The organism is Frateuria sp. GZRR33, assembly GCF_051900425.1.
Taxonomy (GTDB): Bacteria; Pseudomonadota; Gammaproteobacteria; order Xanthomonadales; family Rhodanobacteraceae; genus Frateuria_A.
On the sequence record NZ_JBHZGK010000004.1, the window covers coordinates 284,140 to 304,919 of the forward strand.

Sequence of the window (20,780 nt, forward strand, 5' to 3'; positions counted from 1 at the left end):
CCGCGCTCCGCCTTAACAAAGTGCTAGGGGTGTCCGGGCGCTTTCCGGGGAACCGCCTCCCTCGCCTCCAGCAGCGTGCCGTAGGGCACCGGCTGGCCGCCGCGCGCCGGCAGGTCCATGACCAGCACCGTGGTCCCGACCGCAATGCGCGCACGCAGCTGTGCGCCGAACGCGTCGGGGACGCTGAGTTCGCCAGCCAGCGCGCGGGGCGCGGGAGCCGGGCCCTCGCCGAGCACGCGGTAGGCCGACCACAGCCCGCCGTCACCTTCGGCGGCGCCGGCGGAAGTACCGGCGCGCCGGACATAGAGCAGCATGCCTCCCACGGAGAAACCTTCCGGCACCTCCAGCGGCGTGCTCGCGATCAGCCTTCCCGACTGCAGCACGAAGAGCGCCCGGTCGTGCGTGCTTGCCACGACGCTGACCGGTCCGCCGTCGTCGGGCGGCCAGAGCGAGCCTTCCCCGCCTGGGTGGGCCGCGCCTTCCAGGCCCAGGGGGGCGATGGCCGCGGGGTGATTGATCTCCGGCGGCGCCACACGCTGGTCGGTCACGACCACCACGGTCCCGCGCGGGCTGGCTTCGAACAGGCGCTCGGCGAAGCTCTCCGGCAGGCGGATGCACCCGTGCGAGGCGGGATGCCCCGGCAGCGTGCCGGCGTGAAGCGCGAGCCCGTCCCAGGTCAGGCGCTGCATGTAGGGCATCGGCGCGTTGTCGTACAGATTGGAATGATGGACGCGTTCCTTCTGCAGGATCGTGTAGACACCGGTCGGAGTCTCGTAGCCGCTGCGTCCGGAGCTGATGCGGCTGGCGCCGATCGCCACGCCGTTGCGGTAGACGTAGATGCGCTGTTCGTCGAGGCTGACCAGCATCACCATCGGACCCACCGGGGCCAGTTCGGGACGCCAGAACGGCTGGTTCGCGGCGCGGCTCGCCGGCAGCCACGCCAGGAGCGCCATGACGCTCCAAAGCAACGTGAGCAGGGCGCGGCAAACCGGGCCGCGCCGCGGCACCATTGCTCGATCGAGCTTGTCGAAACCTTCCACGGGCATCTCGCGTTGAGCCGGACTCATCCTCGTTCACCAGGAGCCGGATCCGGTTGACCAGGATCAACAGGGGACCGCGGTGGTCGCCGGGGGTTCAGCGCCGCTGGCCCGCGGGGTCAACCGTGCCGGTCCGCATCCGGCGGCCGGGCGACCGGCAGGCGCCAGCCGTAGCGGATGGCCATGAAGCGCAGGCCGAAGCACAGGCCGGCGCCGGTCAGCGTGGTGGCCGTGGGCGGCATGTGCAGCATGTCGCCCACCACCACCACGCCGGCGCCTGCCAGCGCGGCCACCGCGTAGAGCTCGGCACGCAGCACGGTGGGGATGTCCGACACCAGCACGTCGCGCAGCATGCCGCCACCGATGCCGGTGAGCATGCCCAGCAGCGCAGCCATGCCGGGCGGCAGGTCGTAGGCGAGCGCTTTCTGCGCGCCGGCCACCGCGAACAGGGCCAGGCCAGCGGCGTCCGAGAGCTGCATCGGATTGCGCATCCGCTCGATGTCGGCGTAGCGGAAGAAAGTCAGCAGACCGGCGAGCAGGGAGACGCCGAGGTAGCGCCAGTCCTCGATGGCTGCCGGCGGCGTGGCGCCGATCAGCAGGTCGCGGGTGATGCCGCCGGCGCTGCTGGCGGCGAAGGAGAGCACCAGCACGCCGAAGAGATCCAGTCCGCGCCGCACGGCGACCAGCGCGCCGCTCAACGCGAACACGAACGTGCCGAAGAGGTCGAGCACCAGCAGCAGCGTGTGCAGGGCGCGCGTCGTGTCGATCATTGCCAGACCCCGTTTCGCCTCCGTTTCGCTCGCGCCAGCTTAAAGCAGGCGGTGCGAATGGCGTTCCTCCTCCGTCCGGGAGCGCCGCGATCGGCGTCGAGTCGCAGAGGAAAGCTCGACCGCCTCGAGCGGACGTCATCCCCGCGACAGCGCCGATGAGCTCCCTCTGTCCTCCGGGCGGACGGTCGGGGTGAGGGGCCAGGGCTCGTCTGAAACCTCGGCAGACGAGCTTGGGTTTCTGTCGCCGCACAAACGGTTTCGAGGCAAGCCTTGACCCCTCACCCCAGCCCTCTCCCCTGAGGGGAGAGGGAGTCGATGAGGGAGCCTGGAGTACTCGCGTTGTGCGTGGGTCGCGTGGGGGCACGCCACGGTTGGAACGCTCGGGTTCGAGGCCATAGGGCACTGGCGCAGACGAGCTCCCTCTCCCCGCCGGGGAGAGGGAGCCGACGAGGGAGCTTGGAGTACTCGCGCTGTGCGTGGGTCGCGTGGGGCACGCCATGGTTGGAACGCTTGGGGTGCGAGGCCATAGGGCACTGGCGCAGACGAGCTCCCTCTCCCCACCGGGGAGAGGGTTGGGGTGAGGGGCCGGGGCTCGCCTCAAACCTCGGCAGACGAGCTTGGTTTTCTGTCGCCACACAACCGATTCCCGAGGCAAGCCCTGGTCCATCGCCCCGCCCTCCCTGGCGGGAAGAGGGAGTAGGTGGCGCCGCGCCGCTTTGCCGCGCCGCCTGGAGCCCACTCCACAGTTGAGTGGCCGCAGCGCGATGGCTACGCTGCGGAACATGGTCGTGTTCCTGCGCTCCCGTCGTCGTCTGCGTTGCCGGTCGGCCATGGCCCTGTTCGCGTGGCTGATGCTTGCGGTGGCGCCGTTCGTCGCGTGGCCGCCCATGGCGTCTGCGCAGCCGATGGCGACGCCGGACGCCCACGCGTCGCACGCCTCGATGCCCATGGACGGTGCCGGTTGCTGTGACGGCCACGCGGGCATGCCCGATCGCTCCGCCACGCCGGCCTGCCAGTGCGCCCTGCCCTGCGCCGGCGTTTTGCCGTCCACCCCGGCCGGGCTTGCGGCCCTGCCGCTCATCCGCGCCGGTTACGCGCCGCCGCATCCGATCGAGGCGCCCCTCTCCGGCTTCGCACCGCCCCTGCGACCACCGCTGGCCTGACCCTGCGTCGGTCCTGATCGCCATGCGCGCCGCCGGTGCGCTGGCGCGTGTTCCTGCGCGTCCCCTGGATGCGCTTGCCAGAGTGGTTCCATGAAACAGCTTTCCGCTTTACCGACGGCCGGCCTGTCGCGCCGTCGCTTCGTGCAGGGCCTTGCCGTGGGTGGCGTGGCCGCGGGGTTGGGGCTGGTGCGTCCCGCCCGCGCACGGGCCGGTGTCCAACCGCCAGGCGTGCTTGCCGGCACCGATTTCCAGTTGGACGTCGGGCGGACCCAGGTCAACTACACCGGCCGCCCGCGCCTGGCCACCACCGTCAACGGCAGCCTTCCGGGGCCGCTGCTGCGCTGGAAGGAAGGCACCACCGTAACGCTGCGCGTCGCCAACCATCTGCACGAAGCGACCTCGATCCACTGGCACGGCATCGTGCTGCCGTTCGACATGGACGGCGTGCCTGGCCTCTCCTTCGACGGCATCGCGCCGGGCGAGACCTTCACCTACCGCTTCGACGTGCGCCAGGCGGGCACCTACTGGTACCACGCCCATTCGCATTTCCAGGAGCAGACCGGGCTGTTCGGCGCGCTGGTGATCGACCCGGCAGGGCCCGAGCGCCATGGGGTCGACCGCGACTACGTGGTGATGCTGAACGACTGGACCGACGAGGACCCCACGCGCATCTACACGCGCCTGAGGAAGCGCAGCGACTACTACAACCTCCACCAGCCCACCGTGCCGGACTTCCTGCGCGACGCGCGCCAGCACGGCCTGGGCGAAGCGCTCGCCATGCGCCGGATGTGGAACCGCATGCGCATGAACCCGACCGACCTGGCCGACGTCGGCGGCGCCGCCTACACCTATCTGATCAACGGCATGGCGCCGGCCGGCAACTGGACGGCGCTGTTCCGGCCGGGCGAACGGATCCGCCTGCGCTTCATCAACGGCTCGGCCTCGACCATCTTCGACGTCCGCATCCCCGGGCTGGCGATGACCGTCGTGGCCGCCGATGGCCAGGACGTCGCGCCGGTGCCGGTGGACGAGTTCCGCATCTCGGTGGCGGAGACCTACGACGTGATCGTGGAGCCGCAGGACGCGCGCGCCTACACCCTGTTCGCCCAGTCGATCGACCGCACCGGCTACGCCCGCGGCACGCTCGCGCCGCGCGAGGGCATGCAGGCGGACGTACCGTCGATGGATGCGCGCGTGTGGCTCGGGATGCAGGACATGATGGGGGAGATGCAGCACGGCGCCCCTCGCCCCGAGGAAAAGGGGGTGGGGATGCAGGTTCGGGCGAGCCACGACCACCATGCTTCAGCCACCCCCTCGCCCGCCCTTCGGGCACCCTCTGCCGACGGGCGAGGGGTCAACCACGCGCGCACCGAATACGGCCCGACCGTCGACATGCGCGTGGACATGCCCCGCACCAACCTCGACGACCCCGGCATAGGCCTGCGCGACAACGGCCGGCGCGTACTCACTTACGCGGACCTGCGTTCACTCGATCCGCCACCCGACGCGCGAGAACCCGAGCGCGAGATCGAGCTGCACCTCACCGGCAACATGGAGCGCTTCCTGTGGTCGTTCGACGGCGTTCCGTTCTCCGACGCCCGGCCGATCCATTTCCGCAAGGGCGAGCGCCTGCGGATCGTGCTGGTCAACGACACGATGATGAACCACCCGATCCACCTGCACGGCATGTTCAGCGACCTGGAGGACGCGGCCGGCAACGTGCTGGTGCGCAAGCACACCATCAACGTGCAGCCGGCGCAGCGCATCAGCTACCGCGTAACCGCCGACAACCCGGGGCGCTGGGCTTACCACTGCCACCTGCTCTACCACATGGAGGCGGGCATGTTCCGCGAGGTCGTGGTGTCATGAGCCGCCCCATGCTCGCTTCACTGGCACTGGTCGCCTGCATGGCCGGCGCCCAGGCCCAGGAAATGCCGGACATGGACATGGGCGCCATGCCCGGCATGGATCATCACGCCATACCCGCCGCAGCCTCGCCGGCGGGCGCCGGGCAGGAGCCGCACGCGCCGGCCCGCCACGACCCGATGTCGATCCCGGCGGACGATCACCACCCGATGCACGAGGCCGCCACGCCTGCGCAGCATCGGCACGCGCCGGCCACGCGCTACCCATCCGCGCCCATGCATCACGACATGGGGCCCGCGCAGGGCGGCACCCCACCGCCGGACGCGCGCGAGCCCGACTATTCCGATGGCCTGCACGCGAGCCCCATGCACGGCATCGACATGGCGATGGGAGAAGACCCGCGCTTCGCCGTGCTGCATGTCGACCGCCTGGAGGCGGTACACACAGCGCGTGGCGACGGCCAGCAGTGGGACATCCAGGGTGGCTACGGCGACAGCCGCGACAAGCTGTGGCTGCGCAGCGAGGGCGAACGCAGTGGCGGCCGGCTCGAGGCGGCCGACGTCGAGCTGCTCTGGCAGCACGCCGTGGCCGCTTTCTGGGATACCCAGCTCGGCGTGCGCACGGACACGGGCGGAGGCCCGGGCCGCCAATGGATAGCCTTCGGCGTCCAGGGCCTCGCGCCGTACTGGTTCGAGCTGGAAGCGACCGGCTACGTCGGCCCGGCCGGCCGCACCGCCGCACGCCTGCGCGCCGACTACGAACTGCTGTTCACCCAGCGCCTGGTGCTGCAGCCGGAGCTGGAGCTCAACGCGTACGGCAAGGCGGACCCGGCGCGCCGCCTTGGCAGCGGCCTGTCGGACGTCGCCCTGGGGTTACGCCTGCGCTACGAGATCCGGCGCGAGGTGGCGCCTTACGTCGGCGGGGTATGGACGCGCCGGTTCGGGAGCGCGGCCGACCACGACCGGCGCCCGTTCGAATGGCAGTGGGTGGCCGGCGTACGCATCCGCCTGTAGATCGGCGGGGCACTCAGCAGTGTCATCATCGGACGGACCCTGCCATGCCTGCGAGTGCTCCGTGCCCCGATCCGCCTCTCAAGGCGCGCTCGGCGACACCGCGCGCGGAATCCGCATGGAAGTTGCGGCTGTTCAACGCCTTCGGGGCGCCGGAGCTGCGCCAGGCCATCGCGGCCCTGGCGTTGCGACCGGGCATGCGCCGAGCTCGCGCGCCTGTGCAAGCGCAGCGCGCCGGCGACGCGCTGCGGCGCCCGGACTTCCACTTGCTGCAGAGCCTCACGCTCGCTGTCGGCACGCCTGACGGTTCATTTCCCCTTGTCCTCCAGGTCGGCAATCAAGGCCTTCATTTCGCCGATCTCGCGCCGCTGCGACGCAATGATCCCGTCCGCCAGTCGACGCACACGCGGGTCGGAGATGCCGGCGCGCTCGCTGGTCAGGATGGCGATGGAATGGTGCGGAATCATCGCCCGCATGTAGGCCACGTCGCCCACCGTCGCCTGGCTTCGCGCCAGGTACCACGCACCGAAGAAGACAACGAGCGCGCCGACGATGATGCCGGTATTGATGTCCCGCCTGGGATACATGCGCCACATGAAGCCCAACATGATGATCGTCATCGCCGCGCCCATGACCAATGCCATGTAGGCGCGCGTCTGGCTCCAGTAAACGTGGGACCACTGCTCGGCGGTGAAGTACATGAGGGCGAACATCACCACAGTGGAGGCCGTGACCATGGCCGCAAAAGATCCATAACCCGCTTTCATGACAGCTCTCCCTTTTTCATAGTGGTCAACGACCATAGAGATGCTGCACGTCGTTGGCGCGTGAGACGTCCGGTCACGTCGCCGGCTGGAACGGAAGCGCTGACCCTGAACCACGAGCGACCCGCCCGTCCGCACGGCACATGCGACAAGCGTTCTTAATGCATCGGCAGCCCTCTCTTCGCGGTCCGTAGACAGCGGGGACCGGAAACTACATCCAGTTGTTTTGGAACGTGTTTCGCCCCATGACCATGAACGTCCGCAGCCCCTCCACCCTCCGCCGCCACCCCGGTTTCATCCGTGACCACGACTGGACCATCAATGGTCCGGCGATCGGTCCGGAGCAGACCCCACGCTGGCCGACCGACCAGGACGCGCCGCTGGACCGTCGCCACAGCGACATCGAGTGGCCGACCGAGGACCGTCGCACGCCGCGCATCCCAGTGCCTACCCCGGAACCGGACGAAGACGACCAGTTCCCCTGGATCTCGCCCACCCAGCCGGCTACCTGCTGGCTGATCTGACGGCAGGCGCCAGCACCGATCCCTCCCCGAAGGCCTGTCTCCCGCGACAGGCCTTTCGCGCACCCCGGCATCCGCACGTTGAGCGAAGCCCGGCGCAACGCTAGGCTGCGCCGATGCATCCTCCCGCACACCGCGGTTGCCTCCGCCTCCGCCTCGCCGCCCGCCTGCCATGACGATCGCGCTGATGCTGTTCCGGCGCGACCTGCGCCTGGCGGACAACCCCGCACTGAGTTCGGCCTGCGCGTCGCATGCACGCGTGCTGCCGGTGTACATCCATGCGCCGGAAGAGGAAGGCGGGTACGCCCCTGGCGCCGCCAGCCGCTGGTGGCTGCACCACTCGCTTGCCGCGCTCGGGCAGCGCCTGCGTGGGCGGGGTGCGGGCCTCCATCTGGCGCGCGGCCCTACGCTCGACACCCTGCGCGGGCTGATCTCCCGCACCGGTGCCCAGGCGGTGTACTGGAACCGCCAGTACGAGCCTGCATCCATCGCACGCGATACGCACCTGAAGGCCGCGTTGCAGGCGCAGGGCGTGGCGGTGCACACGCACAACGCGGCGCTCTGGTCCGAGCCCTGGACCGTTGCCACGCGGCAGGGTGATCCCTATCGGGTATTCACTCCCTATTGGCGCACCCTGCGTCCTCAACTGACGGCGCAGGCGCCCTTGCCGGAACCGGCGTTCCACGATTGGGCGGCACAGGACGACACGCTGCCCCTGGCTGCGTTCGACCTGCTGCCGAACCAGCCCTGGGATGGTGGCCTGGCGGCCAGCTGGCGGCCAGGAGAGGCCGGTGCACACGAGCTATTGGACCTCTTTGCCGACGATGCGCTGGCCGACTACGCGCGGCTGCGCGACCTGCCTGCCCGCCACGGCACGTCCCGGCTGTCGCCCCACCTGCATTTCGGCGAGATCTCGCCGCGACAGATCCACCACGAGCTGGAGCGCCGCAACGTCGATGCACGTCGGCGGGCCGACCTGGAACCCTATCTTCGCGAACTGGGCTGGCGCGAGTTCGCGCACCACCTGCTCTTCCATTTTCCGCACACGACCAACGAGAACTTCAACCCACGCTTCGACGATCGCCTGTGGGAGCCGCCGGACGAGCCCGCGCTGGAACGCTGGCGTCGCGGCCGCACCGGTATCCCGCTGGTGGACGCGGGCATGCGGGAGCTGTGGCACACCGGTTGGATGCACAACCGCGTACGCATGATCGTCGCCAGCCTGCTGACCAAGAACCTGCGCCAGCACTGGCGCCACGGCGCGAACTGGTTCTGGGACACGCTGGTGGACGCGGACCTGGCCAACAACACGATGGGCTGGCAATGGGTCGCCGGTTGCGGTGCGGACGCGGCGCCCTACTTTCGCGTGTTCAATCCGGTCACGCAGGCGCAGCGCTTCGACCCGGAGGGCGAGTACCTTGCGCGCTGGCTGCCGGAGCTGGCGGGGGCGCCGCCGGCACTGCGGCACGAGCCGTGGAAGGACCCGGCTTTGCTTCGCCGCAGCGGTTATCCCGCGCCCATGGTGGATCTGGGCCAGTCCCGCCAGCGCGCGCTGGACGCCTATCAGCGCGTGAAAGATGGATCGAGCGGTCCTATCCCAGCACGGACGGGTTGAGCCGCCACACGGCCCAGTTCAGCGCGGTGGCGAAGCTGACCCACGCCAGATAGGGCAGCAGCAACGCGCCGGCGATCGCCCGCACCCGCCAGAACGCGACCACCGTGGCAACCAGCAGCAGCCACAGCACGACGATGTCGGCGAACGCCCATCCGCCCAGGTGCCAGGCGAAGAACAGCCAGCTCCACAACGCGTTGAAAGCCAGCTGCACCACGAACAACACCAGCGCCACGCGCCGCCCGGGCTGTCCGGCCTCGCGCCAGACCAGCCAGGCGGCAACACCCATCAGCGCGTACAGCACGGTCCACACCGGACCGAACACCGACGCCGGCGGAGCCCACGACGGTTGCGCCAATTGCCCGTAGAACGCCGCGGCCTGAATCGAGGCCAGCGCGCCGATGGCGGCCGCCGCAAAGCTCAGCAGCCACCATCCGGCCAGGCCGAGCCAGGGGCGGGACGGTGTCTTCGGTGCCATGGAGAAACTCCTGCCGTTGGTTGAAAGGACGTCGCCGTCGCGTGCCCGGCCTTGCCTTTACGGCAGGCATCGCCGAACGGATGACCGCCGCGGCGTGCATACGACACCCGGCCTGCATCCGATGGAAGCAGCGTGCCCGTATAACGGCCGTCCATCCGGCCGAACGGCCACCCCTGCCCGCTTCCAGCAAGGGATCATCCCGATGAAATCACCCATGCTGTACTGCCTGCTCGCGGCCATCGGCCTGCCCGGATGCACCCGGGCAAACCCGCCCCCGATCGTGCCGGTCGCCCATGTCGACGTACCGCGCTACATGGGCCGGTGGTACGTGATCGCCGCGATTCCCACCCGCCCCGAGCGGAACAGCTACAACGCCGTGGAGCTCTACCGGCTCACCCCCGACGGGGAGATCTGCACCCGTTACGTGCACCGCAAGGGCGGGTTCAAGTCGCCGATCGACACCATCGGCTCGTATGCGACGGTGGACGCCGATGCCAGCCAGGCCCGCTGGCACGTCCACTTCGCCTGGTTCTTCAAGACCCAGTACCTGGTTGCCTGGCTCGCGCCGGACTACAGCCAGGTCATCGTCGCCCGCGACAAGCGCGATTACCTCTGGTACATGGCGCGCACGCCGCAGGTGCCGGCGAGCGACTACCAGGCGATGCTGGCTCGGGTGGCCACGATGGGCTACGACCCCAAACGGGTCGTCAAGGTGCCGCAGCAGTGGCCCGATCGTGGCATGGAGCAGGCGGTCGACGGTGCCATCGCCGACTGCCAATAGCGCAGCAGGCGACTGACGGCCTGCGCGTTCGTGCGTGCCGAAATGCCCTTCGCCGCAAGCCATTTGCGGCGCGCACGTGCATCGTCAATGGACGGCGGCGCCAATCCGTCCGAAGGCCCGCGCAAGCGTGGCCATCCGCTGAAGCCGCTGGAGCGCAGCGCCTGAACGTGCTGTTCGACAAGGCCGCGCCAGGTGCGCTTGAGACACGCCCGCAGGCGTGTCCGGCTTACAGTCCGAACAGCGGTTGCAGGGTCCGCGCGAACCAGCCCTCAAAGCGCAACGTGCCGTCCAGGGCGGCCACGCAGATGCATGCCCCGCCCTCGGCGGTGACCGGCTGGTGTTCGATCTCGTCGTCCAGGTCCGCCATGTCGCCGGGTGCGAAATGGCCCAACTCGTCGTTGTAGGCGCCGCGCAGGATCTGGGTCAGCTCGCTGCCGTTGTGGCCATGCACCGGCATGCTCCGGCCCGGGCCGATGCGCAGCATGAACAGGTTCCCCTCGTCGACCCGGGCGCGGATCAGATGGACGCCCGGCGCCAGCCAGCGCCAGCGCAGCCCGCTCAGCGACGGCCCGAAGTACGGATGGAGCGGCGCCGGCAGGGCGTCGGGGTCGTCCGCCAGGGTAGCCGGCGGCAGCAGCGAGGCCCCCGCGGGCGCGGGCTTGTCGTCGAGCCGGGCGAGCATGGCCTGACGGGCCTGCTCCGGCGAAGGCCGGTCCTGCTGCATCTCGATCAACCCGCCGCCGATGCGTTCGGCCAGGCGCAACCGCTGCCGGCAGTCGGCGCATACGCTCAGGTGCGCCGCGGCGACTACCCCGAGCGCGGTAGGCAATGCGCCGGCGGCGTAGCTGAGCAGCGTTGCTTCGCCCAGATGGTGGCGTGGGTTCATCGGTCTCATCGGAGTTCGTTCTGCAGCTTGAGGAAGGCCCGGCGCAAATGGGACTTGACGGTCCCCAGCGGCATCCCGAGTTCGTCGGCGATGGCCTGGTGGCTCTTGGCCTCGAAATAGGACATGCGGATCAGTCGCGCCTGCACCGCGGGCAGTTGCTCGATCGCGCGGCGGATGTTGGCTTCCTCGGTGAGCGCCTCGGTACCGGGCGGTTCGCTTTCGCCGCCGGTGCCGTCAAGCACGCCCATCTCTTCGAGGTACTCCTGCGTCTGGCTCCAGACCGGTTCCTTGCGGGCCCGGTCGATGAACAGGTTGCGGGCGATGCGGAACAGCCAGGTACTCAGGCTGCTGCGCGCCGCGTCGTATTGCGCGGCGCGCTGCCACAGGCGCAGCAGGGCTTCCTGGGCCAGTTCCTCGGCCAACCCCTCGTCGCCGCCCAGGCCCACCAGATAGCGGCGCAGCCGGGGCGCGAAATAGTCGTAGATGCGCAGGAAGCTGTCGCGGTCGCGCCGGCGCGCCACCGCCTCCACCAGCACGGCCCAGTCGTGTCGTGCGGCGGTGGGGGGTCTTTGCACGAGTTTCGCAGCCTCGAAACGCGCCACCGTCGTGGTGGGGTGATCCAGGTCCATCATAGCCATGTGTCGCCGTGGTGGTCGGCAACCTGTACGCAGGCCGTGGCCGAATGGATGCAGCCCTGGCGCGGACGCCGGGCGCGGGTCAGGGGCCCAGCGGCTCCAGCACGGCCACCGGCAGCGGCGACAGCCAGTCCGCGGGCTGCAGTGCATCCGCGACGCTCCCCTCGCCCTCGCCGAGGAGATTGCGGTACCGCCCCGGAGCGACACCGCGCACGCGCACGTCCGGCGCGAGCAGTGCGGTCGTTGCGGCGCAGTCCCAGCGTGGCTCGCGCGCGTCCAGCAGCACGCCGGCCGTGTGGCGCAACGCCAGCACGATGACCGCCTGGCCGTCGAGCTTGCGCTGGAACGCCAGCAACCGGCCCGCGGCTATCCCTTCCGGCTCATCCACCGGCAACTGGCGGTAACCGCCTTGCGCGAACACGGCCGGGTGGCGCGACCGCGACTGCAGCAACGCCTGGAGCACGCGCTGCTTGATCGCGCCATCGCGCCACCGGCCGAGCAGCGCGTCCCACGGCGCCCCGGTCGCCAGTGCCGCGCGCCGCGCGTCGAAATCGACCGGACTGCGATTGTCCGGGTCGACCAGGCTGAAGTCCCAGAACCCGGTGCCCTGATAGGTGTCGGGCACGCCGGGCGTGGTCAGTCGCAACGCAGTCTGCACCAGGCTATTGGCGGCGCCTGCGGCTGCGATGCGCTGCACGAAGGCGTGCAGTTCGCCTGCGAAGCCGTGGGCCGGCGCCAGCATTGCGGTCAGGAACGCGTCGCAGGCGTCCTCGTACGGCTCGTTGGGACGGCTCCAGCGCGAACGGCGCTTGGCCTCGCGCAGTGCCTTGCGCTGCCACTGGGCCACGCGTGCGCGGAAGGCCTCGAGGCCCTCGCGATCGTCCGGCGCGAGCGTCAGCGGCCAGGCGCCGAGCAGGGTCTGGTAGAGCATGTACTCGTCGGCGGGGGACGGCGCCGGTGCGCCGTCGATCGCGGCGCGCAGGTGGCCGTTGCGCTCGCGCCAGCGCTCGACCGTGCTGGCCCAGTGCGGCACCACGGCCGCCTGCGAGAGCACCGCCAGGCGGGCACGGGCGTCCTCGCCCCGCTTGTGGTCGTGGGTCGCGGTGGCCAGCAGGTTGTGTGGGTAGTCGCGTGCGCGCTCGGCGCACAACGCGTGGAAGGTGGGGATGTCCAGCGCCAGGTGGCCGGGGTCGGCGCCCACCTCGTTGCGCGAGAGCAGCCGCCCGTAGCGATAGCAGGCGGTGTCCTCCACCGCCTTGGCGGCCATCGGCGAGGTGGCCTGCTGGAAGATCCGCATTGCCCGCTCGCGGGCCTGCCGTACGCGCCCCGGCGGCAAGCCGCGCGGCGCCTGGCCGCCGAGCCAGGCGGCCACTTCGGCCAGCAGTTCGCGATCCTCGATGCGCACGTGGTGGCGGGCGCGTGCATAGGCCTGCTGGAACACCGCCTCGTCGACCGCATCGCGGCCCAGGCCGCCGGCGTAGGTGCGGTACACCGGGAAGTGCACCAGCAGCTCGACCAGCACGCGGCGGATCGCCGGCAGGCTGACGTCGCGGGTGGAGACGTCGGCGCGCGCGGCGTCGAACAGGGCACGCGCGGTGCGGTCCAGTTCGGCCTCGAAGCTGTCGACCAGGATCTGCCGCCGCGCCGCGCGCGCCACCGTCGCGAAGTCGGCGCGCTCGCCGCTGATCGCCTGCCACAGTTCGGTCAGCATGGCCTCGCCGGCGCCGTCGTGCATCAGTGCGCCGACCTGGTCCATGAATTCGTAGCCCGTGGTGCCGTCCATGCGCCAGTCCGGGCGCAGGCGCTCGCCTTCGGCCAGGATTTTTTCCACCACCAGGTACGCCGGCCCACGCGGCGCGCCGGCCGGACGCTGCCGCTGCAGGCGTCGCAGTCGATGGCGCAACTGGCGGCAATAGCGGTGCGGATCGGCCAGGCCGTCGACGTGGTCCACGCGCAGGCCGTCGATCAGGCCTTCGGCGTAGAGGCGGAACACCAGCGCATGGCTGTCCTCGAACACGCGCGTGCGATCCATGCGCATGCCGACCAGTTCGTTGATGTCGAAGAAGCGCCGGTAATCGATCGTGTCGTTGGCGAGCTTCCACAGCGCCAGGCGGTAGTGCTGCTGTTCCAGCAGGGCGTGCAGTTGGCCGAAGCCCGCCTCGCGCGTGGCATCGTGCGCCGACAGCACCCGCGAGGGCTCCCCTGCGCGGCGCAACGCCTCGATCGACGGCGGGGCGAGCGGCAACGGGTTGTCGTGCACGCGCAACACGTAGTTCCCGCCCTCATGACCGAGCCGGACGTCGCCGTCGCGCAGCGCCTGTGCGTAAGGCTTGCCCAGGATGGGCAGCAGCACGTGTCCGCGCACCAGCGGATCGGGGCTGCGCCAGTCGATGTCGAAGTAGCCGGCGTAGGCGCTGGCGCGGCCATGGCACAGGACATCCATCCACCAGGCGTTGCCGGGACCGGCGAACATGTGGTTTGGGACGATGTCCAGCACCAGGCCCATGCCGCGCGCGCGCAGCGCCTGCACCAGCCGTTGCAGCGCCGGTTCGCCGCCGAGTTCGGGATTGACCCGGTGGTAGTCGATGACGTCGTAGCCGTGGTTCGAACCGGGGCGCGCCGTGAACAGCGGCGAGGCGTAGAGATGGCTCACACCCAGGTCGGCGTAGTAGTCGACCTGCGCGGCGGCATCGTCGAGGGTGAAGCCGGCATGCAGTTGCAGGCGCGCGAGCGCACGCGGCGGGATGGGCACGGGGTCGTTCACGGCGAGGCCCTTCGACTTCGCTTGGGCACGCCCGGTGCGTCGGGTGCTGCGGGAAATGGGGTGCCTGCCGGATTTGAAGCCCTCTCCCCTCCGGGGAGAGGGCTTGGGTGAGGGGCCACGCTTGCGGGGAGCCGTTCGGGAAAGACCTCTCCTACGGCAAGGGCCGGGCGAGAGGGAGCGACGGCGTGCGGTCGCGCGCTCACGACGCGTTGTTTCGCGCCGCGGCCACGGCGGCACAGCATGCCTGCGCCACCGGACCATCGAACAGCAGCGCGGCTGACTCGGGCAATCGGCGGCGCCAGTTGGGATGCAGCGCGTCGGTCGGGCCCGGCAAGTTCGGCTGTTCCGGCAATGCCAGCAGGTCTTCGGCTGGAACGATGACCAGCGGCGCCGGCGCGCGCGCCACGTGGCCCGCGGCCGCGATGGCCACCGGCGTCACGTCCTCCGGCGAGGGTGGCCGGTTCTCGTCCGGCGAGCCGCCGGCATCCTGCGCCGCACCGGACGCGCACAGCGCGCGCCACAACCGGTCGCGATCGAGCGCGCGCGCGGCGATTTCGTCCACACCCGGCTCGGCCAGGCCCGCACGGGCGCGCCATGCGATGTCGCGCCCGCTCCACCAGCCGGCCACGGTCGCCACGTCATGCGTCGAGGTGGTCGCCATCGCCTCCGGCGACCAGTGCTTCGGCGCGATGAAACCGCGGTCGGCCGCGCGCTCGAACCACAGCACGCGGATGCCCAGCACACCCGCCTCGCCAAGGCGCTGGCGGAAGTCGGCGGGCACCGTGCCCAGGTCTTCGCCGATGACGATCGCCCGGTTGCGATGCGATTCGATCGCGAGCAGCCGCAGCATGTCCTCGAACGGATAGCGCACGTAGGCGCCCCCGGTCGCGCCGTGGCCATGCGGGACCAGCCACAGGCGCTTGAGGCCCAGCACGTGGTCGATGCGCACGCCGCCGGCATGCGCGAGCGCAGTGCGCAGCATCGCGAGATAGCCGGCATAGCCACTGCGCTTGAGGCCCGCCGGAGAGAAGGTGGTCAGGCCCCAGTCCTGCCCGTTGCGGTTGAGCAGATCCGGCGGCGCACCCACCGACAGGCCGTGCAGCAGTTCGCCCTGGTGGCTCCAGGCCTGGCTGCCGCCGGGATCGGTGCCGACCGCCAGGTCCGCGATCAACCCGATCGCCATGCCCGAGGCGCGCGCGGTGTGCTGCGCATCTTCCAGCCCGCGCCTGGCCTGCCATTGCAGGAACGCGTGGAAGGCCACCTCGCGGCTGTGCTCGCGTGCGAAGGTCGCCACCGCCGGGCTCGCCGGGTCGTGGTATTCGGACGGCCAGGCCTGCCAGCCGCCGGGCATGTCGTGCGCGCGGAAGTGCACCTGCAACGCCTCGAAACGCGCGTGGCGCTCGAGCGCCTCGCCCTGCGCCTTGCGGAAGGCGCACAGCGCCTGGGTCAGCTTGGAGTCGGCGGTGGACCATTCGAACAGCGTGCGCAGCAGCGTCATGCGCGCGCGCGCCGCCCGTGGCCAGTCGATCAGTTCGAGCCATTCGAGCTCGGCCAGCTCCTGGCGCAGGTTGTGTGCGTCGATGACCGTGCGCAGCGCCGAGGCGCCGCCCACGCGCCCCGGGTCGACGTACAGCGGGTTGAGGAACAGCCGGCTGGAGGGCGCATATGGGCTGTAGCGCTCGGGCGCGGCGGCGAACAGAGCATGCACCGGGCTGATCGCCAGCGCGTCGGCGCCGCGTGTGGCGGCTGCGCGGGCGCACTGCTCCAGCGCGGTGAAGTCGCCGAGGCCGCCATCGCCCGGGCGGCGCAGGCTCGACAGCTGCACGGCCACGCCCCAGGGGCGGCCGTGCGCGCCGGCGATGTCGCCCACGCCGAACGCGCGCGCCGGGGCGACGGCAAGCGTGCATTCGTCCTCACCCAGCAGCAGGCGGTAGTAACCGGCTATCGCCGGCGCGCGCAGCGTGCGCTCGTCCGCCGCCAGTGTGCCCTGGTCGACCGGACTGCCCTGCTCGTCTTCCATGCGGTAATGGCGCAGCGCATGGGCAGGCGGCAATGCAATGGAGCCACCGGCGTCAGTCACCAGCAGGCGCGGCAGCCGGGTTCCTTCGCGCTCGCGGCGCAACCGGTCGAGGCTGTCGTCGATGTCGCCCTCGTTCGCGCACGGCAGGCCCAGCGCATCAAGCACGGCGCGCAGCGTGGGCGGCGCCACCTCCTGCGGTCGATCGTTGGCGTCGCGCCAGTGCACGTCGACGCCGGCCTGCCCGGCAAGCTCGGCGAGGCGGGCGTCGAGGTCGCTCACAGTCTACCCCGCTCCGTGCGGCGACCCTTGCTGGCCACCTTGCTGGCCACGCGGTCGCGCACGGGGTGCGCTCCTGCAGGGGCGTGGGGGATGAGGGTGAAACTCATGCCGAAGGTTCCAGGCAGACCAGGGTGCAGGCGGGATCGAGGCGGCCTTCGGCCAGGGCGGCGATCGCCGACGCCTCGCCGTGCAACCATCGCGCATCGGGTGTCGGCTTGGCGTCGACGTCGGCTGCACCCTCGCCCAGGTTGCAGTAGACCTTGAGGCAGGCGTCGCCCAGCTGCCAGCGCGCCTGCAGCGCGCGCTCGCCGAGGGCCTGTGCGCCCAACGGTCGTGCCTGCTCCAGGCGTGGCATCAGGTACTGCCGCCGTTGCGCCAGCAGCAGGCGGACCAGAGTGAGCCGCGCGAGGCCTTCTGCGCTGCCTGCTTCGGAGGTGTCCAGCGTGGATCGTTCGAAGGTGGCCGGTGCATTCGGATCGGGCACGTCGCCCTTGCCGTGGCTTTCGAAGTCGGCGAACTCCTTCCGCCGCCCCTCGCGCACGGCCGTGCGCAGCTCCTCGGTCTGGTGGTCGGTGAAGAACAGGAACGGCCGGCGGCTGCCCCATTCCTCGCCCATGAACAGCATCGGCACGGAAGGGGTAAGCAGCAGCAAGGCGAGCGCGGCCTCCAGGAGCTTCGGCTCGACCAGTTCGGCGAGCCGTTCGCCCAGGGCGCGGTTGCCGACCTGGTCGTGGTTCTGCAGGAATTCGACGAAGCACGACGGGCCCAGGTGGCCGCTCGGTTCGCCGCGGGGCTTGCCGCGCATCGGCTCGCCCTGCCAGGCAAATCCCTCGCCTAGGCACCGCACCAGCCTGCCCGTGGGGTCGTCGGCATAGGCGCCGTAGTACCCGGCGCGCTCGCCGGTGAGCATCACGTGCAGCGCGTTATGGAAATCGTCGTTCCACTGCGCGTCGAAGCGGTGCGGCCCGAGCAGGTGCGCCTGGTTGGCCTCGTTCTCCAGGATCAGGTGCACCTGCCGCCCGTCCATCGCGGCCCGCACGCGGGCGACCAGCGAGAGCAGCCAGGCCGGGTTGTGCAGCGCATGCACCGCGTCCAGGCGCAGGCCGTCGAAGCGGTATTCCTCCAGCCAGTAGAGCGCGTTGTGCACGAAGAAGTCGCCCACCGGCGGCTGTGCCACGTCGATCGCGGCACCCCACGGCGTCGAGGGGCCGTCCTTGCGGAAGAACGGCGAGGCGTAGGCGCCCAGGTAATTCCCGTCCGGACCGAAGTGGTTGTAGACCACGTCCAGGATCATCATCAGCCCCAGCCCGTGCGCCGCGTCGACCAGCGCCTTGAGCTCGTCGGGCGTGCCGTAGGCGGCCGCCGGGGCGAACGGCAGCACGCCGTCGTAGCCCCAGTTCCGCTCGCCGGGAAACTGCGCGATCGGCATCAGTTCGATCGCGGTGACGCCGAGCGCGTGCAGGCGCGGCAGCATGGCCTGCACGCCGCGGAAGCCGCCGCAGGCGCCCACGTGCAGCTCGTAGATCACCGCCTCGTGCCATGGCCGCCCGCGCCAGTCGCCGTGCTGCCATTCGAATGCCACGGGGTCCACCACGACGCTGGCGCCGTGCACGTCGCCGCCCTGCTGCAGCCGCGAGGCCGGGTCGGGCACGCGCAGATCCTCGCCGACGTGGAAGCGATAGCGGGTGCCGGGCGGCGCCTCCGCACGGCACTCGTGCCAGCCGTCGTCCAGCGTGCGCATCGGCTGCGTTCCGCCCTGCCCGAGCTCCAGTTGCACCTGCACGACGTCAGGCGCCCACAGCCGGAAGCGCGTGCGTCCATCGCCTTGCAGTTCGGCGCCGTAAGGCATGGCGTGGCGGAAGCGCCCGCTCATGCACCGTCCTGCCGCGGCGCGGCCGAAAGCAGCATGACGCTCAGGCCCTTCAGTTCGATCGTGGTTTCCTCGACGTTGCGCTCGGGGGCCTCGGGGTTACCGGTGTCGATGCGCAGCCGCCAGGGCAACTTCGGTTCGGGCAGCTCGAAGGCGTGGGGTTCGCCGGTGCCGTTGACCAGCAGCAGGGTCACGTCGATGTGGCGTCGCCCCTTGGCCAGCGCGCGACGCAGCATCAGCAGGCGGCCCTGCGCGTCGTTCCAGTCGCTCTGCTTCATCGCGCTGCCCCGCTCGTTGTACCAGGACACCGGCGCCAGGCCGGGCAGCAGGTCGGGGCCGCCGTGCATGAAGCTGTCCGCGCGCAGGGTCGGATGCTGCTCGCGCAGGCGGATCAGGCGGGCGACGAAGTCGGTCAGCGCGTGGCCGCCATCCGCTTGCGCCAGCTTCCAGTCGAACCACGAGATCTCGTTGTCCTGGCAGTAGGCGTTGTTGTTACCCCCCTGGCTGCGGTCAAACTCGTCGCCGCCAAGCAGCATCGGCGTGCCGTGCGAAAACAGCAGCGTCGCCAGCATGGCGCGCTTGGCGCGGCCGCGTGCATCGAGGATGGCGGGGTCGTCGGTGGGTCCTTCGGCACCGTGGTTGTTGCTTTCGTTGTCGTTGGCGCCGTCGCGGTTTTCTTCGCCGTTGGCCTCGTTGTGCTTCTGCTCGTAGCTGACCAGGTCCTGCAGGGTGTAGCCGTCGTGCGCGGTGATGAAATTGACCGAGGCCCACGGCCGGCGGTGCTGGTGGTCGAACAGGTCGGCCGAGCCCTGCAGCCGCCCGGCCAGCGCACCGCGCAGGCCGGCGTCGCCTTTCCAGAAGCGGCGCACGTCGTCGCGGAACTTGCCGTTCCATTCGGCAAAGCCGGGCGGATGGTTGCCGAGCTGGTAACCGCCGGGACCCACGTCCCACGGCTCGGAGATCAGCTTGACGCCGTTGAGCACCGGGTCCTGGCGCATGGCGTCGAACAGGCCGCAGTTCGGATCGAAGCCGTTCGCCTCGCGGCCCAGGGTTACGCCCAGGTCGAAGCGGAAGCCGTCGATATGGAAGGTCTGCACCCAGTAGCGCAGCGAATCCATCACCAGTTGCAGCACACGCGGGTGCGAGGTGTTGACGGTGTTGCCGGTGCCGGTGTCGTTGATGCAGTGGCGCGGATTGTCGGGCAGCAGGCGGTAATAGCTGGCGTTGTCCAGGCCGCGGAAGCTGAGCGTGGGACCCAGTTCGCTGCCCTCGCCCGTGTGGTTGTAGACCACGTCGAGGATCACCTCGATGCCCGCCGCATGCAGCGCCTGCACGGCGGCGCGGATCTCGTTGAGCGCGCCTTCGGCCAGGTACGACGGTTCCGGGGCGAAGAACGCCAGCGTGTTGTAGCCCCAATAGTTGCGCAGCTTCATCTCGGTGAGGCGGCGGTCCTGCACGAAGGCATGGATCGGCAGCAGCTCGATCGCCGTGATGCCCAGGTGCACCAGGTGGTCGATCACGTAGGGGTCGGCCAGCGCGAGGAAGGTGCCCCGCTCGTGCGGCCGGATACGCTTGAGCGTGCGGGTCATGCCCTTGACGTGCGCCTCGTAGACGATGGTCTTCGACCACGGCGTGCGCGGGCGTTGCGTGCGACCTTCCCAGTGCATCGGCTCGTCGACCACCACCGCCTTGGGCATGGCCGCGGCGCTGTCGCGGCGGTCGAAGGAGAGGTCCGCCCGCGGCGAGGACACGCGGTAGCCGTGCAGTACATCCGACCAGCGCAATTGGCCGGCGAGCAGGCGGGCGTACGGGTCGAGCAGCAGCTTGTTGGGGTTGAAGCGATGGCCCTGCTCCGGTTCGTAGGGGCCGTAGGCGCGGTACCCGTAGAGCTGCCCGCCGCGCAGGCGCGGCAGGTAGCCGTGCCAGATCTCGTCGGTGCACTCGGGCAGTTCGTAGCGTGCGATCTCGCGGCGACCGGAAGGATCGAACAGGCACAGCTCGATGCGCTCGGCGTGGGCCGAGAACACGGCGAAGTTGGTGCCGATGCCGTCGCAGTGCGCGCCCAGCGGATACGGCGAGCCCGGTTGCATGCGTTCGGGGAGCGTGGGCATCAGATGTTCCGCTTCGTGTGGGCACGGGTGTGCCGGGCTGGGGCAAGGCTTCCCCCATCCGCCCTTCGGGCACCTTCCCCCGCAGGCGGGGGAAGGACCGGTTGTGGTGAGATCCGGCCTTGGGCCCGTTCGCCGGTACGCATTTGGGGAGTGGGGGGCCGGGCTGAGGCAAGGCTTCCCCCATCCGCCCTTCGGGCACCTTCCCCCGCGGGC

At 70.4% G+C, this 20,780-nt stretch carries 16 protein-coding genes; 6 read left to right on the plus strand and 10 right to left on the minus strand.

Annotated elements, in window-relative coordinates; genetic code table 11:
- Nucleotides 1-23: 23 nt before the first annotated feature.
- Nucleotides 24-1,067: a L,D-transpeptidase family protein gene (locus ACFWZU_RS07240; protein WP_439700733.1), complete on the minus strand. Its 1,044-nt coding sequence runs from the start codon at nt 1,065-1,067 to the stop codon at nt 24-26.
- 89 nt (nt 1,068-1,156) lie between these two features.
- A complete protein-coding gene (locus ACFWZU_RS07245; protein WP_439700785.1) occupies nt 1,157-1,786 on the minus strand; it encodes a trimeric intracellular cation channel family protein in 630 nt (209 codons plus the stop codon).
- Nucleotides 1,787-2,589: 803 nt separating this feature from the next.
- Between ACFWZU_RS07245 and ACFWZU_RS07250 the strand changes: the two genes are divergently transcribed.
- The 3 genes from ACFWZU_RS07250 to ACFWZU_RS07260 all read left to right on the plus strand — a co-directional run bounded on the left by ACFWZU_RS07250 (nt 2,590) and on the right by ACFWZU_RS07260 (nt 5,849).
- Nucleotides 2,590-2,970, plus strand: a complete 381-nt coding sequence (locus ACFWZU_RS07250) for a hypothetical protein (protein WP_439700734.1) — start codon at nt 2,590-2,592, stop codon at nt 2,968-2,970.
- A gap of 90 nt (nt 2,971-3,060) precedes the next feature.
- The gene (locus ACFWZU_RS07255; protein WP_439700735.1) at nt 3,061-4,839 is read left to right on the plus strand and encodes a copper resistance system multicopper oxidase; all 1,779 of its coding nucleotides are present in this window, start codon (nt 3,061-3,063) and stop codon (nt 4,837-4,839) included.
- Nucleotides 4,840-4,847: 8 nt separating this feature from the next.
- A complete protein-coding gene (locus tag ACFWZU_RS07260; RefSeq protein WP_439700736.1) occupies nt 4,848-5,849 on the plus strand; it encodes a copper resistance protein B in 1,002 nt (333 codons plus the stop codon).
- A gap of 305 nt (nt 5,850-6,154) precedes the next feature.
- On the opposite strand, the gene ACFWZU_RS07265 is transcribed toward ACFWZU_RS07260, so the two are convergent.
- Nucleotides 6,155-6,613, minus strand: coding sequence for a DUF305 domain-containing protein (locus ACFWZU_RS07265; protein ID WP_439700737.1), 459 nt, complete (start codon nt 6,611-6,613; stop codon nt 6,155-6,157).
- Between the two features lie 242 nt (nt 6,614-6,855).
- Between ACFWZU_RS07265 and ACFWZU_RS07270 the strand changes: the two genes are divergently transcribed.
- A complete protein-coding gene (locus tag ACFWZU_RS07270; RefSeq protein WP_209618053.1) occupies nt 6,856-7,134 on the plus strand; it encodes a hypothetical protein in 279 nt (92 codons plus the stop codon).
- 169 nt (nt 7,135-7,303) lie between these two features.
- Nucleotides 7,304-8,746, plus strand: a complete 1,443-nt coding sequence (locus ACFWZU_RS07275; RefSeq protein ID WP_439700738.1) for a cryptochrome/photolyase family protein — start codon at nt 7,304-7,306, stop codon at nt 8,744-8,746.
- Here ACFWZU_RS07275 and ACFWZU_RS07280 read toward each other — a convergent pair.
- Complete coding sequence (locus tag ACFWZU_RS07280; protein WP_439700739.1) at nt 8,724-9,221, minus strand: TspO/MBR family protein; 498 nt, start codon at nt 9,219-9,221, stop codon at nt 8,724-8,726. The two genes, ACFWZU_RS07275 and ACFWZU_RS07280, sit on opposite strands and share 23 nt — an antisense overlap.
- 202 nt (nt 9,222-9,423) lie before the next feature.
- Here ACFWZU_RS07280 and ACFWZU_RS07285 point away from each other — a divergent pair, with 202 nt between their 5' ends.
- Entirely contained in the window at nt 9,424-10,002 is a 579-nt protein-coding gene (locus ACFWZU_RS07285; protein WP_439700740.1) for a lipocalin family protein, read from the plus strand.
- Between the two features lie 226 nt (nt 10,003-10,228).
- Here the strand turns inward: ACFWZU_RS07285 and ACFWZU_RS07290 are convergent, their stop codons facing one another.
- The 6 genes from ACFWZU_RS07290 to glgX all read right to left on the minus strand — a co-directional run bounded on the left by ACFWZU_RS07290 (nt 10,229) and on the right by glgX (nt 20,567).
- Nucleotides 10,229-10,888, minus strand: a complete 660-nt coding sequence (locus ACFWZU_RS07290) for a ChrR family anti-sigma-E factor (protein WP_439700786.1) — start codon at nt 10,886-10,888, stop codon at nt 10,229-10,231.
- A 5-nt stretch (nt 10,889-10,893) separates the two neighbouring features.
- A complete protein-coding gene (locus ACFWZU_RS07295; RefSeq protein WP_439700787.1) occupies nt 10,894-11,520 on the minus strand; it encodes a sigma-70 family RNA polymerase sigma factor in 627 nt (208 codons plus the stop codon).
- A gap of 85 nt (nt 11,521-11,605) precedes the next feature.
- Complete coding sequence (gene treY, locus ACFWZU_RS07300; protein WP_439700741.1) at nt 11,606-14,287, minus strand: malto-oligosyltrehalose synthase; 2,682 nt, start codon at nt 14,285-14,287, stop codon at nt 11,606-11,608.
- Between the two features lie 199 nt (nt 14,288-14,486).
- Nucleotides 14,487-16,586 carry a 4-alpha-glucanotransferase gene (gene malQ, locus ACFWZU_RS07305; protein WP_439700742.1) on the minus strand — a complete coding sequence of 700 codons (2,100 nt, stop codon included), beginning with the start codon at nt 16,584-16,586 and terminating at the stop codon, nt 14,487-14,489.
- A 103-nt stretch (nt 16,587-16,689) separates the two neighbouring features.
- On the minus strand, nt 16,690-18,459 hold the full coding sequence (gene treZ / locus ACFWZU_RS07310) for a malto-oligosyltrehalose trehalohydrolase (RefSeq protein WP_439700743.1): 1,770 nt from the start codon (nt 18,457-18,459) through the stop codon (nt 16,690-16,692).
- Nucleotides 18,456-20,567 carry a glycogen debranching protein GlgX gene (gene glgX, locus ACFWZU_RS07315; protein WP_439700744.1) on the minus strand — a complete coding sequence of 704 codons (2,112 nt, stop codon included), beginning with the start codon at nt 20,565-20,567 and terminating at the stop codon, nt 18,456-18,458. Before glgX ends, treZ begins: the two co-directional genes overlap by 4 nt.
- Nucleotides 20,568-20,780 lie beyond the last annotated feature (213 nt).

Coding starts and splice junctions, on each gene's coding strand:
- ACFWZU_RS07240 (WP_439700733.1), bottom strand. CDS start 1,067: ATGAGTCCGGCTCAACGCGAGATGCCCGTGGAAGGTTTCGACAAGCTC.
- ACFWZU_RS07250 (WP_439700734.1), top strand. CDS start 2,590: ATGGTCGTGTTCCTGCGCTCCCGTCGTCGTCTGCGTTGCCGGTCGGCC.
- ACFWZU_RS07255 (WP_439700735.1), top strand. CDS start 3,061: ATGAAACAGCTTTCCGCTTTACCGACGGCCGGCCTGTCGCGCCGTCGC.
- ACFWZU_RS07260 (WP_439700736.1), top strand. CDS start 4,848: ATGCTCGCTTCACTGGCACTGGTCGCCTGCATGGCCGGCGCCCAGGCC.
- ACFWZU_RS07265 (WP_439700737.1), bottom strand. CDS start 6,613: ATGAAAGCGGGTTATGGATCTTTTGCGGCCATGGTCACGGCCTCCACT.
- ACFWZU_RS07270 (WP_209618053.1), top strand. CDS start 6,856: ATGACCATGAACGTCCGCAGCCCCTCCACCCTCCGCCGCCACCCCGGT.
- ACFWZU_RS07275 (WP_439700738.1), top strand. CDS start 7,304: ATGACGATCGCGCTGATGCTGTTCCGGCGCGACCTGCGCCTGGCGGAC.
- ACFWZU_RS07280 (WP_439700739.1), bottom strand. CDS start 9,221: ATGGCACCGAAGACACCGTCCCGCCCCTGGCTCGGCCTGGCCGGATGG.
- ACFWZU_RS07285 (WP_439700740.1), top strand. CDS start 9,424: ATGAAATCACCCATGCTGTACTGCCTGCTCGCGGCCATCGGCCTGCCC.
- ACFWZU_RS07290 (WP_439700786.1), bottom strand. CDS start 10,888: ATGAACCCACGCCACCATCTGGGCGAAGCAACGCTGCTCAGCTACGCC.
- ACFWZU_RS07295 (WP_439700787.1), bottom strand. CDS start 11,520: ATGATGGACCTGGATCACCCCACCACGACGGTGGCGCGTTTCGAGGCT.
- treZ (WP_439700743.1), bottom strand. CDS start 18,459: ATGAGCGGGCGCTTCCGCCACGCCATGCCTTACGGCGCCGAACTGCAA.
- glgX (WP_439700744.1), bottom strand. CDS start 20,567: ATGCCCACGCTCCCCGAACGCATGCAACCGGGCTCGCCGTATCCGCTG.